The sequence below is a fragment of the Mycolicibacterium pyrenivorans genome (assembly GCF_025821625.1).
In the GTDB taxonomy this organism is placed as follows: domain Bacteria; phylum Actinomycetota; class Actinomycetes; order Mycobacteriales; family Mycobacteriaceae; genus Mycobacterium; species Mycobacterium pyrenivorans.
The window spans coordinates 1-15,770 of record NZ_JACKSH010000161.1; the positions used below are offsets into that span (position 1 = coordinate 1).

A 15,770-nucleotide genomic window follows, 5' to 3' on the forward strand; every position below is an offset into this window, starting at 1 on the left:
CGGCCCCGCTCACCACACCGAGCGGGGCCGTTCTCATAGCCCACCCATCATCACCGCCAATGACGCCGACATCCTCATCCATAGCGACGGGCAACAGTCGTTCAGGATCGCGCATGACGAGTGGTCCCTAGATGGTCCCCAACGCTCACCACAACCCTACTAGCCATGTACGTACATCTCCCGTACGATTAAAAACGATCTACGGCCGGAGCGGAGATGACTGAGAACAGAAGGAGGTGCCACTGTGGCAGTCAAAACGAAGCGCATCGAGCTTCGCGCGGAGCAAGCGACCCTGGACCGCATCCAGCGTGCCGCCAACCTTGTCCATGAGCAGACCTCAGAATTCGTGCGGAAAGCTGCGATGCAGCGCGCCGAAGACATCCTGCGCCAAGAGCTGGTAACGGCAATGGAGCCCGAACAGTTCGACAAACTCATGTCTTCGCTCGACGCTGCTGACGACGCGCCGCGGTTGGCAGCAGCCGCACGCAAACCAGCGGTCTTCACAAGACACTGAACAGTGTTTGAGTCCACGCGACTGACTGACGCACACACCCTGGAAGGGTTCGACTGCGGTAAGGAGTCGCTAAATTCCTGGCTCATCGCTCACGCCCGTCGCGCGGACAGCAGCGGGGTCGCGCACGTCTACGTATGGACCCCGCTCGGCGAACAAAAAGTCAGCGCCTATTTCGCCATCTGCCCCACCGAAGTAGTACGCAACGACGACGGCGTCCCGGGAACCATGTCCGGTGGTTACACCCGCATACCGGGATACTTGATTGCCCGCCTGGCCATCGACAAATCGCTACGGGGTCAAGGATACGGCGAGCAACTGCTCCTCGACGCGCTAGGCAAAGCCGTCGCCGCATCGGAAATCGGCGGCGGCCGGCTCATCGTCGTCGATGCAATAGACGACGAGGCGCAGTCCTTCTACGAGCACTACCACTTCGTTCCCGTCAAGAACCGCGAGCGCCGGCTGGTCATGAAGGTGTCCACAGCGGCGAAAGCGCTCGGGGAACGCTGGAGGGAATAAAGCCTTCCACCAAGAGTCTGCTGTGCAAAGGAGTTGACCGTTAGCGGGGTCGAGAGTTTCCCTGGCGAGTTGGACACGCTGCGCGCTGATAATGTGCGTTTGCGTCGTCTTCTTCGGCTGAGTGAGGGACAGGCACGCGCAGCTGCCAGTGACCAGGCGACACTGACCGGAGCGCCGACCTCCCTCATAAACATGAGCTCCAACTCGGCGGACAAAGTGAGGTTCTTCTTCGACCTGTTCCGTTGTCGCGCCGATGTTTACGCGCTTCGCTGGGAGAACCGGCGAGACGGCCGCTCGGGATGGATGCCGGCGATCAAGGGCTACTGGCGAAAGGGCATGAATCGGAGCGATGCGCCCTACCTACCGCTGACTCCAGAGGTTATTGATGCCCACCTGCGGGGCGAGGCGCACATCGGCCTCTATCCACTCGGCGATGACGACACTTGCTGGTGGATAGCGGCTGATTTCGACAAAGAAGCCGCGATGCTCGATGCACTCGCGTACATGAAGGCGGCTCGCTCCTATGGAGTTCCGGCTGCGCTAGAGGTGTCACAATCCGGACGAGGAGCTCACGTCTGGATCTTCTTCGCACACGCGATCTCAGCATCGGTCGCCCGTGGCGTCGCTACGAGTCTGCTGGGTGAGGCGTTTCGGCTTCGTGGCAGCATGCACCTTAGTAGCTACGACCGCTTGTTCCCATCCCAAGACATCCACACGGGGCGAGGAGTGGGCAATCTCATCGCCGCACCAATGAACGGCAAGCGTCGCCAACACGGCACCACTGTCTTCCTCGATCCCGCTACCCTCGAGCCATACGAGGATCAATGGGAATATTTATCAAGTATCGCCAGATTGTCCACCAAAGATGTCGCCACATTGGCGCGACAACTTCCCAACCCACAATTCGGCCATGACGTGCGGCGCCTGCAGCTGCCGACGTCGTCACGCATCGTTCCACGTCCAGCTGCGATCATTCGAGCAGAGTTCACATCCCGAATCACCCTGACCGCGAACGACCTTGGTCCAGCCATGATCTCGGCGGTTAAACACGCCGCATCGATACGCAACCCCGAGTTCGATGCGCGCCAACGCGCCCGCCGCAGCACGTGGGACACACCGCGGTTCCTTTACAGCTACGACGAAACAGCTCAAGGCGATCTCGTCCTGCCCCGCGGACTCCATCCACTGCTGACCGAACTCGTCGAATCCGCCGACAGCACGCTCCACGTCGACGACAAACGCATTCTCGGTGAACCCCATGAATTCACCTGCAGCACGCCGCTGCGCACGATCCAGACCACCGCGCTGCGCCAGCTCCTCGACCAAGACATTGGCGTCCTCATCGCTCCTCCGGGTACCGGAAAGACTCTCATCGCCTGTGCCGCAATCGAATCGCGGTCCACTTCCACTCTGATACTGGTTGATCGCAAAGCTTTGGCGGACCAGTGGCGCGACCGGATCAGCACCCACCTCGGTTTCAAATGCGGTCAAATCGGCGGCGGACGGTCGAAAATCAGCGGCACCCTCGACGTCGCCCTACTACCAACACTTGCCCGCCGCGACAACATCGAAGACATCACCGCCAGATATGGATTCGTGATTGTCGACGAATGTCACCACGTCGCGGCCGCCGCGTTCTTCGGTGTCCTGAGCCGCATCGCCGCGCGCTACTGGCTCGGCCTCACTGCCACCCCGGAGCGCCGCGATGGGCTCGAAGACCTGATCTACCACCAACTGGGACCACATCAAGTCATCATCGAACCGCCTACCAGCGGGCAGTTGCCGGTCGACGATGCTGCGCTAATGACGCCTCATCCAGTTCTGCACCTGCACCCGACCGAATTCCTTTACGACGGCGACGCCGATCCCACCGCACCCGGTGGAATGGCCGAAATCTATAGAGCCCTCGTCGCCGATCACGCACGACTCGACCAGATCGTGGCCGACGTCCTGACCGCCGCCGAAACTGGCGCCAACATCCTGGTGCTCACCACATGGCTCGATCACCTCAACGCGATCGCCGACCGACTACGGGCGGCAGGAAAAACCGTCACCGTCCTCAGCGGCGGCATGAAGGCACGTGAACGCCGCCAGACCACCGAACAACTCGCGAACCACTCCCCCGATTCGGATCCGCTGCTGGTCGTTGGCACCAGCTCGTTCATCGGCGAAGGCTTCGACTGCCCTGCCCTCGACACTCTGTTCCTGGCCGCGCCGATCACCTTCAAAAACCGGCTCGTGCAGTACATCGGCCGCGTCACCCGCCCTTACCCGTCGAAGGCCACCGCGACCGTGCACGATTACCACGATGAACTCACCCCGGTCATCGCCTCTTCGCTGAAGAAGCGAGCACCTGGCTACATAAAGATGGGTTTCCCGGATCCACGCAAGGTGCTCCGATAGAGGGCAGCACGCGCGCACCCCACTTGACCAACGGTCAACTTCGACATCAGAACCTCGGCGCCATTGGGCGCCATAACGTGCACAGGCGCGCACAACGTGCACGACGTGTGGTCAAACTGGCCGAAAGTCCCCCGATGCAGTCCGTCGAGCGCGCCACCAGCACTCGTGTGGTCCCGTAGGAGGTGGACCCGCCACGCGATACTTGGCGTTGGGAGTCTGCGTTACTGCACGTCAAGGCCTACTTTCGTATGTCGGGCTGACAGGATTTGAACCTGCGACCACTTGACCCCCAGTCGGACAGGGGCTGAATTATACTGTCTTGCAATGATTCTCAAACCGTTCTGACCAGTTGAAACCGTCTCAAGCCGTCCCCCGCGAAATCTCCGAATTCACACCTAGTTGTGACACGGCCGTGACAACGTGTGCGTCGACGCCGTCAGTTTCCAGCTCGTCTGCGCTGTTTGCTGGAAGGTTCCTGCCGCCGTACGACTCGGCGTAGGAAATCCCCGCGGGATAACGCAGAGCGATTGTTCGCGGAAGCCGTCGTGCGGGCGTCTGTGGCGATACGTGAGTCCAAGCCCTAACCTTCCACGCTGCCAGGACAGGGTAGATGCCGTGACCAGGCCCGATAGGTCGCGAATAGCCGTGTAGGCGACGTGGTTGAGGCAGCAACTGTCGTAACGATCAGAAATGGCGCCACTCCCCTGTTACTTCCCCCATGCCGGCGCGGATGACCATCGCCTCCGGGTGCAGTGGCATGCAGCGAATCTACTGAGTGGGGCGACGGCGATGGTGTGCCGGGTTCGACGTGTGTCGGCGGTCATGGGCGGTGGCGGTCCAGGCCGGGCGTTTTTGCGTCCGGGCCCCGCTCAGCTTTGTGGGAGTTTCCCGGCCCGGAGCTGTCGGTCTGGAGACGACGGAATATTCACCGTCACGGTGGCGGGGGTGGCCTTTACCCTTCGAACCTATGGGGACATTTCTAGGTCTCGTAGCGCAACTCGACTCAACCAGCACGACCCGCAAGGGCAGGCAGTTCGAACGGATCTGCCAGTGGTACCTGACCAGCGATCCGGTCTACTCGGCTCAGCTTCGCCGGGTGTGGCTGTGGGATGAGTGGCCGGGCCGCTGGGGCATCGACGCCGGGATCGACCTCGTTGCCGAAGATGTCGACGGTCAATTGTGGGCGATCCAGGCCAAGGCATACGGCCCGTCGTATCGCGTCACGAAGAAAGACGTGAACCGGTTCCTCGCCGAGGCCGGGCGCCCGATATTCGCCTACAGGTTGTTGATCGCGACGACGAATCTGATCGACAAGATCGCCGAACGCACGATCCAGAGCCAGGGGACCGCCAGCTTCGTGAACCTCGCCGCACTAGAGCGTGCTGAGGTGGACTGGCCACCGTCCCTAGAGGCGCTGAGACCGGCGAAGCCCCTCAAGCCGAAGAAGCCCCGCCCGCACCAGCGAGAGGCGATCAACGCCGTCGCGAAAGGTTTTCAGCGCGCGTTAGACGGGGCCAGCTGATCATGGCCTGCGGCACCGGCAAGACCCTCGCCGCCTTATTCATCAAGGAAAAGCTGGCCGCGGACAGAACGCTGGTGCTTGTGCCGTCACTGTCGCTGCTCAAGCAGACGCTGCGGGAGTGGACCACCAACAAGACCCACGACTTCGAGTTCCGGGCGGTGTGCTCCGATGACACGGTCCTCGACGATGATGCAGCGGTCTCCCACGCGAGCGACCTCGGCCTACCCGCGACGACCAGCCCCGAGGAGATCGCGCGGTTCTTGCGGCGCCGGTCGGGGCCGCGGGTGGTGTTCGCCACCTACCAGTCCTCGCCGCAGATCGCGAAAGCCCACGAGCTTGGGCGTGTCCCGGGGTTCGACTTGGTTGTCGCTGACGAGGCACACCGCTGCGCCGGCCCCACCACGTCGGACTTCGCAACAATTCTCAACCCGGCCAAGATCAAAGCCTCGCGGCGGCTGTTCATGACGGCGACTCCGCGTTACTTCACCGGACGCATCGTTCGAGAGGCGAAGGACGCCGACTACGAGGTCGCGTCGATGGACGACGAAGCGAAGTTCGGCACGGTGTTCCACCGGCTGCCGTTCGACGAGGCGATCGAACGGGACCTGCTCACGGACTATCAAGTGGCCGTCGTTGGTGTCGACGACGCCACCTACCGGGACTGGGCTGAACGTGGCGAGCTCGTCATCCTCGACGGCAGCGTCAAGAAGACCGACGCCCGGACGTTGGCTGGTCAGATCGGTCTCGCCAAGGCCATGAAGAAGTACGACTTACGCCGCACCATCACCTTCCACTCGCGGGTCAAACGCGCCAGTGAGTTCGCCCGGTCGATGCCGGAGGTCATCGCCTGGATGCCGCCGCGGCAGCGGCCCCGAGGCACGCTGTGGTCTGACTACGCGTCAGGGCAGATGTCGGCAGGCGACCGCGAGATTCGTCTGCGGCACCTGGCGGTCCTCGACGACGGCGAACGAGGGGTGCTCGCGAACGCCCGCTGCCTGGCTGAAGGGGTTGATGTGCCGACGTTGGATGGGGTGGCGTTCATCGACCCCCGCCGCTCAGAGGTCGACATCGTCCAGGCCGTCGGGCGCGCCATCCGCAGATCCAACGACAAGATCGTCGGAACCATCGTGATCCCTGTGTTCATCGATGTCGACGAGGATCCTGAAATCGCTTTGGACGATTCGGTTTTCAAACCGGTGTGGGATGTCATCAAGGCGCTGCGGTCCCACGACGAAGAACTCGGGGAACAGCTCGACGAGCTGCGTCGGCAGTTGGGGCGCGGCAGGGGGAAAGCGCGGATTCCTGCCAAGATTCGTTTCGATCTACCTGCCACAGTCGATACTGACTTCGCCGATGCATTCGATGTTTGCCTCGTCGAAAACACCACGGCGAGTTGGGAATTTTGGTTCGGGATGCTGGAGCAGTACGTCGCGGCGAATGGGCATGCGCGGGTGCCGGTGAATCATTCGGTCGGGAAGTACAACTTGGGCTCATGGGCCAATGTTCAGCGTTACAAGAAGGCTGTACTGGCTGAGGCGCGGCGGGAGCGACTGGAAGGTTTGCCCGGTTGGGCCTGGGACCTCCGCGAGCAGTTGTGGTCCGACAGTATTGCCGCTCTGGGACGTTTCGTTACTCGTGAGGGTCACGCGCGCGTACGCAGCGATCACGTCGAAGACAATGTCCCACTGGGAGAGTGGGTGAGTACTCAACGAGACCGCCGGGACAAGCTTGCTCGAGAGCGCATCGCTCGATTGGAGTCGGTACCCGGTTGGAGTTGGGATCACCGAGGTGATAGGTGGGCGCAGTGCTATACGGCACTGAAGAAGTACGTGGACAGAACAGGCGACATCCGAATACCGAACGGGTGCGTAGAGGACGGCATCAACCTGTATTCGTGGGTGGGTGAACAGCGAGCGAACAGAGAGTCTCTTTCCTCTCACCGTCGAGCTCAGCTTGAAGCGCTGCCGGGCTGGTTGTGGCGGGTCAAATCCGACGCGTGGGATCGAAATCTAGCCCTACTGCGAGATTTCGCTGAGCGAGAGGGTCATGCCCGCGTCCGCTATGGGCAGTTCGTGCAGGGGGTCGCACTCGGCCAATGGGCTAAGGCGCAACGCACTTTGAAAGAAGAGTTGTCACCTGAACGCCGCCGGCAGGTGGAAGCGGTGCCGGGGTGGACCTGGGATTCGTCGCGGGCGCAGTTGTGGAATCAGAGACTCAAGCTGCTGCACAAGTTCGTCGAAAGGGAGGGCCACGCGCGAGTCCGGTTCAATCATGAAGAGGATGGTTTCGCTCTGGGCCATTGGGTTGCCGGGCAGCGCAAGAAACGTCAAAGCATGGCTGCCGAACGGCGCGCTCAGCTTGAATCACTCCCTGGGTGGATCTGGGCCCACGATCGCGACGAATCGTGGGATAAGAACTTCGAGTTACTGCAGGCTTTCGCTGAGCGGGAGGGCTACGCCCGCGTCCAACGCCGCCACCGTGAGGCGGCGTGGACCTGGGGTCTTGGGTGGCTGCTCAGAGACTCGACAGGGAGCGCTTGACCGCAGAACGCCGTGCGAAGCTGGAAGCAGTGCCGGGGTGGACCTGGGGTCCTCGTGGAGATGATTGGGGGCGCGGTTATGACGCGCTCCGGTCGTTTGCCGAGCGCGAGGGTCATTCTCTGCCGCCCGCGGGATGGATTGAGAAGGGTGTGAACATCCATACGTGGGAGATGGTGCAGCGGCGCAAGGTCGATAGAATGACGGATCGACGTCGCGAAATACTGGAATCGCTTCCAGGTTGGGCTTGGCGCATCCGATAGGTAACCTTGGCTGCCGACCGACAACAACGCCGTACTTGCGTCCTCCCTTCATCGGCTTGGGCAGGGTGACATCCTTGGCGACGCGGTGTGCCTCATGAAGCACGATCGCCAACTGCAACGTGCTGTCCTGCGGCCAGGAGAACATGTCGCGAAAGACCTTGCACAACAGAAACCAGGTCGCCGCGATCTGCACCCTCCAACTTCAGCTCCTCGATCTCAGTGAAGAAGAGTTCTCACGCTGGCTTGATGCAGGGGGTTTGACTTGGCGAGCCGTTGGTTCCGTTTCACGTCTCCGGTCAGGGTTCGATTCCACGATCTGAACTGCGGTCCAAATTTCTGATGATGTGCTGCTCTCGGGCTTGGTCCATGCTGCGGTCGAATTCTTGTCTTTCGGCCTGCCAGGTTTGGTAGTCGAGGTTTCGGCTGTGGACAGCGGCCGCACGTCGGTCGAGGAGTGAGCGCACGCGTTCGGGCAGCATTGCGCGTCGAGTGCGCGCGGCGTAATCGTGTGCGGTGATGGCTGGTTGGTCGTCGTTCGCAAGGATGCCGCGGACAAGGGCGGCGGCTTCACTGCCATCACCACGGTGTGTGATGTGGGTGCCATCGGGTTCTTGGTGGCCGTATTCGTGGTCGCCCGTGCTGCGTTGGTAGAGTTGGCGGTGTTGGTGTGGCGGCCGCGGGTCATCGCGACGTAGAAAAGTGCGCGGCTGGTGTTTTCGCCGAGGACGGCGTTGCTGGTGTCGGCGGTGACGCCCTGGGCGGAGTGCACGGTGACCGCGTACCCGAGGCCGACGTGCTCGCGCAGGTAATCACTGTGGAAGACGACGCGGGCGCCGTCGTCGAGGCGTTCGGCGGCCACGCGATTCGTGTCGGCGTCGATCGCGGCGACCCGCCAGCGGTTCCCGTTGCGCACCGACGGCAGCACCTCGGCATTGGGGGTGGACTCGTGGAAGCCGATGGTGGGATCGTTGCGGCGGCTGATGATCAGATCCCCCGCCCCGATGCGCTGCCCACCCGCTCCGGTCACGGTGGGTCCCTCGCGGTCAACGTGTTGGTGTTGGAGGCGTTGGTTGAGGGCGTTGGCCATTTCGGTGGTGTCGCAGACCAGCAGCGCATCGCGACCCGCTGCCCGGTCGGCGGTGTAGGCGTCGAGGGCGTTGGCGGCCATGGTGATCGCGTCCCCGCAGTGCAGCCGGTCGTGGGTGCGATACCAGTCGACCGCGCGGTGGATCGCTGCTGGTTCGCCGTCGCGCAGTGCCAGCGACGCAGCACGTTCGGCGGGGTCTTTCATGCGCCAGACTTCGGAGAGGTGTTGGGTCCAGGGCAGATCAGCACAGAGTTGGGCGATCATGCCGCCGCGGGCCTTCACCGGGGCGAGCTGGTGGGCATCGCCGACCAGCACCGTCTTGGCGCCCGCCTCGGTGGTGGCGGTCAGGAGTTGGCGGAGGTCGTCGGTGCCGACCATAGCGGCCTCATCGACCACGACCAGTGTCTGGCGATTCAACTGAAGGGTGTTGTCCTGCAGCGACTGCAGCGCTTTCGCAACGGTGTAGCCTTCGTCGCCGGCGCCTTCGCGCATCGCGACGTCAACGGCCTTGCCAGTCGGCGCGAGCAGCAGCACGCGGCCGTAGGTGCCGTTGCCGACCGCAGCGCGCAGGGCGCGCAGCGAGGTGGTCTTGCCCGCCCCAGCTGGTGCCGACAGCGGTTGTATCAGCCAGGGCGAGCGTCCGATGTTCTCGACCGCGGTCTTCTGGTCTGGGGACAGCCCGGCGGTGTCGGCGTCTTTGACCCAGAGCATCGTGCGGTCGTCGCGGGCATCGACCAGATCCAGGACGGCCATCTCTTCGGCCAGGATGCGGTCTAGGGTGAACCGCTCATGGCCCTCGCGTTGATGCGCGGCGCGCGGTGCGGTCAACCGCATCCCGAGGTCGTCGACCGCGGCTTCGACCACCGCGCGCGGAGGCTGTTCGGTGTCGATCGGCAGTTGTGCGCCGACGATCTCGATCAGGTCGGCGCGGGTGAACGCGGCCTTGTCGATTTTCTCGGCCGCCGCGGCCAGGCGCGCACGGTCGAATGGGGTGCGCGCGGCCGCGCGCCGCGCTGCGCGGGCCTGCTCGAAGCCTGCGCGGCCCAACCCCAGACCGCGCGCATCCTGCTGCCACTGCTGCTGCAGCGTGGTCCAGGCGAGTTCTTCGGGCTTGGCCGGGCGGGTGGCCTTCTGCGCGACCGCTAGCTGCGCCGCCGTCAGCGGCCCATCCACGGATACAAGGTTGTGCGCCGCCCACTCCCGCAACTGCGACGACCGCCTCGACCAGGCGGTGATGCTGTCGCGATCGACCCCGGCGACCTCGGCCATCCCGGTGCCGGGATCCACCGGCGCCCACTCGATCCCCAACGATCGGTGCAGCTCCCGCCGCAGCGTGGCCTGATACAGCACCCCTGCGGCGCGGGCCTCGTGATACAGCGACGTCCCATCGATCGACACCAGCACCCCATCGGCGCGGGCTTGCCGGTTCGGCACGATCACATGGGCATGCAGGTGCGGATCCCCGCACCGCGATGTTTCGTGTTGATAGGCGATCGCCACCAACCCCGGCAGCCGCATCAGGTCCTTCTCGCCCGTCACCGGGTTGTGCACCCGGGTATAGCCGACATGTGCGGCCAGGTACTCCATAGATTCGGACAGCGCGGCGGTGTGCGCATCGGCGGTCGCCTTCTGCACTACATCATCGGCGCGCAGCGCCCGAATCAGCGACACACTCTTCGGCGCGCAGAACGTCAAATCGAAACCGTGCACCCCGCGCGCACCCCATGCGCGCCCCCGCGCACCATTCGGACCCACGCCGTCATCAAGCCAGCGCGCCACCACCACCGCATCAGCTTCACCCCCGGCGCGCTGGGCGTCGGAAAGCCCCGTCAGCGTCGCCGCCCGCCGGGCATCCCCGGCCAACAGCCAGACCGGGGTCCGGGTCTCGTGTTCGGAGTAGTACTCCCCCAGACCCCCGTTGGCGCGCTGAAGATCCGCACTCGCGCGCTCAGCGGTAGTAGCGGTGTCGATGTAGTAGTTGATCGACCACCGCTTCAACTTCGAGATTGTCAACACCGGACCACTCACTTCATAGCCGGATATCCGCGCACTTGCTGTGCCACAACCATTCTCGCACTTTTGTGCAAATGTGCCATGCAGGAACTCAGATGGTTGGGATGGAAGGAACACGATGAGATTTGTTGAAGCAGAGGGTGTTTGAATGATATGGGGTGATACATGTGGGGAATGTTGTAGGGGTTGGCTTGGAACGTATGGCTGTGAAGGTTTGCAGGGTTTGATGATTAGAGGTTGTCAGCGCGGAACCGCTTGCCTCAACGTTCTCAATTCAGGCACGCAGCGATGCGAGATCCCAGCAGCCGTCGGTGGGTCGAATAGTTGCGCGGCGGCATAGCACCCGTGGGCTGCCAGGTCATTAACTGCCGGAGATACCGCTGCGGATCCCCACCCTCGCTGAGGCTCGACGGGTCAGGGGCGAGCATCCTCGAACGCCGGCTTGTCGCAGGACAAGCACGGTGATCACATCATCGGTGATCCCGCCCGGGACGACCCTGCTCCTCAACCCTCGATCCCGACGCAATCGAGCCGGACCCGAGTGTTATTGCGCTGAAGTTACGGCCAGCGTGCGCAAAATCGCTACGACTCCCACAGCTTTTTCGCTAACGTGGCCGCTCGTCGGCCCTCGTGCTCTCGAAGTATCGCTGCACAGGCGACGCGTCGGGAAGGATAGGTTGTGGCAAAGGCCAAGAACAGGCCGCGACGCGCCGAACGCGCAGATGCGCGCGGGCGCCGGGTCGGGATCACCGTCGCCGACTACGAACGACTGGCAGGGCGTGGTCCTACACATGTCGGAGAGGCTCTCGTCGCGCGCCACAACGCGCGAATGACCAACCTGATGCAACTTCCCACGGGGTATCGCGTGGGCGCTATCGAGTCGTTAGGCCCAATCGGTCTGCTCGACGCCGCACATGAATCGCTGGGAATCCCGCTGGTCCGAGTCCCGATCGCCCGCACCGGCACCTGGGTGCGGGATCTGGCGTGGGGTGTAGACAGCGCCGTCGCAGCGACCCGCTTGTTACTCGCCGGCCAGACAGTGGGAGCGGCGGCCATCGCTCGCCAACAACTCGAACGGTGGACGCTCGCGCTGGCAGAGGTTGGAGGATTGAACCGAGATTCCAGCGAATCGCTCACCGATTTTGTCGCACGCGCCTGGACGGAGTTCCTTTCGTGGACACCGGACTCCATCACGCGACTCCCTGCTCCGAGCGATCCCGAACCGGTAGCGCAACGCGATGAATTGTCCGTCGCAGAGGAACCCGAGCCGGATCATCGACACATGCACCTCTCCGATGGCGCCGAAGTGTGCCCATCCTTGGTATATGCAGTGCTATCCGAGATCATGCACGCGCGCGAGTGCGAAGACGTGACAACCTGGGAGTCCAGAGATCTCCTCGACCCCCGGCAACTACCGGAAGCCTGGTTCGTGCCGATTGGCGCGGTGTCGGACGCCATCAGCCTGAGCCTGGTCCAGATCGGCATGTTCACCGCTGCTGCCATTGCCCAGCACGGCGATCAACGCCGCGCCACAAAGCTGGCCGAGTACTGGCTATGGCCGCATCGGTTCTCAGAACGCGATCCAGACTCAGAGGCCCGCGAATTCTGGAGCGCTCCGCCCGGATCGGCGCCCGGAGCTTCCTTTCAACCCCGCCCAAGCGAACCAGTTACACCCAGCCTGGTTGCTCTCATGCCCCTGACACCCATTGAGGGGCTCAAGCCGCAACATATCGCCTACCTTGACAAGCGTCGCTGGACCTACGTCAGCATGAGAGACGGCTTCCGGCCCGCCGGGCGCCTATACCGAGATGACGAGCTCGCCACCCTGATCTTTGACGCTCACCGATTCAGCGCGGCGCAATTCGCCCACCGCGGCTTGCAATCGGAAGCCAAGAAGTTCGGGGATTCATTCGACGCCCGCACCGTGGCAGGGCGCGGGTCCTACTACATTCTCGTCTCAGAACTGGCCGCTCTCACCAGCTTGTGGTGCGACGGGACGACATCCGCTGCACTCAAACTCATCTCGTCAAGCCTGCGGTCAGCCTATTGGCTATGGCTGGAAGACGACGATCGCGCGATGGCTGCCCTTCGCTGCACCCTTGAGCAATCAGCGAGAATCGCTGTGACGCAGAAGAACCCACGGAAAGCTGAGCGCATGGAGGGCAGGCCCACCCTACCCAGTCGCTGGCTCGAGGCAGCCGGATGGAAGCGACTCAAAGTCCTCAATGATGCTCTAGGTGAATTCACACATGCGCAGAAGAAGTTTGACCCGATCGGTCCTCGGCAGCTGTTGTCCGCGCTTCAGATCGATTTGAAAGACGATCCAGAGGCGATCTACACCGCACGACGCCACGCGTTGGACTTGGTCTGCGAGTTCGCCGCGCGCAGCACCATCGCCACACTCAGATCCATTTCGACCAAGATCGCGGACTCCGCGATCGACATGCTCGACAGCCACGGGCCATTTCGACTTGTCGGAGTCCAGAATGGAACAAGTTCTCAACCACGCATGGGACATTAAATCTGCGCAGCCCCATTTTCACAGCCCGGAGCCCGCAGTCTGACCGTCCGACTGCGGACACCTTCCAGCAACCAGCGACGCCTCCCAGGACGGTCCGCTTCGGCGATCATGCGAAGCCAAGGATGATCCCTTCGACCCGTGGAAACCAACGTGCGCGACGAGCCCGTCGTCGCCAAAGACTTTCGTTGCCATTATCCGCGGGCACGGCGTGCTCATTCCGATCGCGAGGCGCGCAGGGCGGGGATCTCGGCGGGTGCGCCTGGTTCCTGCCTAAGCGATCCGCTCGATAGTCGCCAGCGCGGTCGCCAGGTGCTCGCGCGCGATCTCGGCGTCGTAGTGCGCCTGCATGTTGATGAAAAACATGTCACTGAGACCCAGGGCGCGCGACAGTCGGAGCGCGGTGTCAGCCGTGATGCTCCGCTTCCCGTGGACGATTTCGTTGATGCGTCGCGCGGACACGTCGATCGCCTTCGCGATTCGGTACTGCGTAATGCCCATCGGCTCGAGGAACTCGGTCATGAGGATCTCGCCGGGGTGGGTGGGTGCGAAGTCGGCCATTGGTGTCTCCCTTCAGTGGTAGTCGACGAGTTCGACGTTGGCGGCCCCGCTGGCACTCCAGGTGAAGCAGATTCGCCACTGATTGTTGACGCGGATGCTGTACTGGCCGGCCCGTTCGCCGACTAGTTTCTCCAGGCGGTTGCCCGGCGGCACCCTGAGGTCGTTGATGTTCTCGGCCGCATTGATGAGGACGAGCTTGTTGTACGTGAGTTTGCTGAGTTCCGGGCTGAGCTTCTTGACGTAGCGGCGCTGCCAGGTCGCCTCGGTGTCCTTATCCCGGAACGAGCGGATCACTGCTCAATGATAACGCTGTGCGTTATTAACGGCAAGCGTTACTGAGAACGCCGCGACGAAGATTGTGCACACGGTAGTCACTGGGGCGAAATACAGTGGTGGGATACCACCCAACACGAGGGGATCTTATGACCCATCACCACTCCCCAGGTGCAAGTGACTATAACGCATTCACCGGGAGACCTATTAACGGCAGTTTGTTGCTCACTGTGTCAGAAGCCGCTGCAGCTCTTCGTATCTCGCGCTCCTCGATCTACCGGCTCTTTGATGCGGGCAAACTCGCCTGGGTCCAGATCGGGTCCTCCCGGCGCGTCACCTCAGTGGAGATTCACCGTTTCATCGCAGCTCACACCGAAGCAGCGTCGTGATGCGCGAGCGATATGGCCGAGCGTAGACAGCTTCCGCCTCAGATCCGACGCGTTGAGTTAGCAAGTCGCGCCGGCAGCAAGCCTGTTGTGCGCTATCAGCTCACCGTCGACACCGGAGTGGTCGATGGTAAGCGAAAGCAGCTGCGCCGCCGATACCGCACGGAGAAGGAAGCGCGTACGGCGCTTGCCGAGATTCAGGGGCAGGTCACAGCTGGCACGTACGTGCAGCCGTCTACGCTCACGATCGAAGACGCCTGCGCCGACTGGTTGCGGTCTCGGCATAAGATCCGACCAACTACAGCCGCGGGCTACGAGTACGTCCTGCAGCCGGTCCGCAGTGAACTAGGCGAGCTCGCGGCGCAGGATCTGACCCGTCGCCATATCGATGAGCTGATCACCCGGCTACGTGACGGGACGCTTGCTCGACCAGGCGGCCGACCGCGGAAGGCCTGGAGTGCCCGATCCTGCAACTACATGCTCGGCGCGCTGTCTCAAGTCTTGGGCCAACTTGTCGCTGAAGGACGACTGACCAGAAACGTCGCCACGCTCGTTGATCGAATCCCGGGCAAGGCCAAGAAGCTTCAGACGTTCACGCCCGAGCAAGTGCAGATTGTGCTGCGCGGCATCGCGAATGACCGCAACCGTCACGCGTGGCATCTCGCCCTTGCGGGCTTACGGCGTGGCGAGATCGCCGGGCAGCGTTGGGCCGACATTGACTTCCAGCGCAAAACGATGCGCATCTGCGCCACCCGAGTCGATGTCGGCGGCCGCGCGTTGGATCAGGACGAGCCCAAGACCGGCAACGCCGGCCGGGTACTGCCGATTCCGGACGCGCTGCTGGCCGAACTTGCTGCGGCAAGGAATCGGGCATGCCGCCGAGAAACTTGCGCTGGGCGAGGCGTACTCAGACCTGGGATTCGTCGTCTGCAACGAGGCGGGCGAGCCGTATCACCCGTCGACGATGAGCACTCTGTGGCAGGCCGCGATCCGCGACCTCGATGTCCCGCAGATTCGTCTGCACGGTGCCCGGCATACTTGCGCGACACTCATGCATTTGCAGGGTGTTCCGATTGCGCTAGCCTCGACGTTTCATGAATTGGGTGGTGACGCGGGCCTTTAATGCACGGAAGTGCCTGTCCTAGTTGAGAACATTGACTTGCTGAGGGTCAATTTT

11 protein-coding genes and 1 pseudogene are annotated in these 15,770 nt (G+C 62.8%); 9 read left to right on the forward strand and 3 right to left on the reverse strand.

All coding sequences use genetic code 11. The features are described 5' to 3' along the window. Window positions 1–244 precede the first annotated feature (244 nt). The 6 genes from H7I57_RS19430 (at window position 245) to H7I57_RS33805 (ending at window position 7,755) form a co-directional block, all read left to right on the forward strand. Window positions 245–514, forward strand: coding sequence for a type II toxin-antitoxin system TacA family antitoxin (locus H7I57_RS19430; RefSeq protein WP_264025399.1), 270 nt, complete (start codon window positions 245–247; stop codon window positions 512–514). A 3-nt stretch (window positions 515–517) separates the two neighbouring features. After that, the gene (locus H7I57_RS19435; protein ID WP_264025400.1) at window positions 518–1,030 is read left to right on the forward strand and encodes a GNAT family N-acetyltransferase; all 513 of its coding nucleotides are present in this window, start codon (window positions 518–520) and stop codon (window positions 1,028–1,030) included. Window positions 1,031–1,099: 69 nt separating this feature from the next. Next, the gene (locus H7I57_RS19440) at window positions 1,100–3,433 is read left to right on the forward strand and encodes a DEAD/DEAH box helicase (protein ID WP_264025401.1); all 2,334 of its coding nucleotides are present in this window, start codon (window positions 1,100–1,102) and stop codon (window positions 3,431–3,433) included. A 967-nt stretch (window positions 3,434–4,400) separates the two neighbouring features. After that, window positions 4,401–4,955, forward strand: a complete 555-nt coding sequence (locus H7I57_RS19445) for a restriction endonuclease (RefSeq protein ID WP_264025402.1) — start codon at window positions 4,401–4,403, stop codon at window positions 4,953–4,955. Between the two features lie 2 nt (window positions 4,956–4,957). Next, complete coding sequence (locus tag H7I57_RS19450; protein WP_264025403.1) at window positions 4,958–7,495, forward strand: DEAD/DEAH box helicase; 2,538 nt, start codon at window positions 4,958–4,960, stop codon at window positions 7,493–7,495. After that, the gene (locus H7I57_RS33805) at window positions 7,462–7,755 is read left to right on the forward strand and encodes a helicase associated domain-containing protein (protein ID WP_504928642.1); all 294 of its coding nucleotides are present in this window, start codon (window positions 7,462–7,464) and stop codon (window positions 7,753–7,755) included. The genes H7I57_RS19450 and H7I57_RS33805 overlap by 34 nt, the downstream gene beginning before the upstream one ends. A gap of 296 nt (window positions 7,756–8,051) precedes the next feature. Here the strand turns inward: H7I57_RS33805 and mobF are convergent. Continuing rightward, a pseudogene (gene mobF / locus H7I57_RS19455) lies at window positions 8,052–10,858 on the reverse strand (MobF family relaxase). A 676-nt stretch (window positions 10,859–11,534) separates the two neighbouring features. On the opposite strand from mobF, the gene H7I57_RS19460 reads away from it, so the two are divergent. Next, window positions 11,535–13,376 carry a hypothetical protein gene (locus tag H7I57_RS19460; protein WP_264025404.1) on the forward strand — a complete coding sequence of 614 codons (1,842 nt, stop codon included), beginning with the start codon at window positions 11,535–11,537 and terminating at the stop codon, window positions 13,374–13,376. Window positions 13,377–13,646: 270 nt separating this feature from the next. On the opposite strand, the gene H7I57_RS19465 is transcribed toward H7I57_RS19460, so the two are convergent. After that, on the reverse strand, window positions 13,647–13,934 hold the full coding sequence (locus H7I57_RS19465) for a HigA family addiction module antitoxin (RefSeq protein ID WP_264025405.1): 288 nt from the start codon (window positions 13,932–13,934) through the stop codon (window positions 13,647–13,649). Between the two features lie 12 nt (window positions 13,935–13,946). Then, window positions 13,947–14,228: a type II toxin-antitoxin system RelE/ParE family toxin gene (locus H7I57_RS19470; protein ID WP_264025406.1), complete on the reverse strand. Its 282-nt coding sequence runs from the start codon at window positions 14,226–14,228 to the stop codon at window positions 13,947–13,949. A gap of 128 nt (window positions 14,229–14,356) precedes the next feature. Here H7I57_RS19470 and H7I57_RS33810 point away from each other — a divergent pair, with 128 nt between their 5' ends. Together H7I57_RS33810 and H7I57_RS19475 are read left to right on the forward strand one after the other, a co-directional pair. After that, a complete protein-coding gene (locus H7I57_RS33810) occupies window positions 14,357–14,596 on the forward strand; it encodes a helix-turn-helix domain-containing protein (protein WP_372510290.1) in 240 nt (79 codons plus the stop codon). Window positions 14,597–14,683: 87 nt separating this feature from the next. Beyond that, window positions 14,684–15,691, forward strand: coding sequence for an Arm DNA-binding domain-containing protein (locus H7I57_RS19475; protein WP_264025407.1), 1,008 nt, complete (start codon window positions 14,684–14,686; stop codon window positions 15,689–15,691). Window positions 15,692–15,770 lie beyond the last annotated feature (79 nt).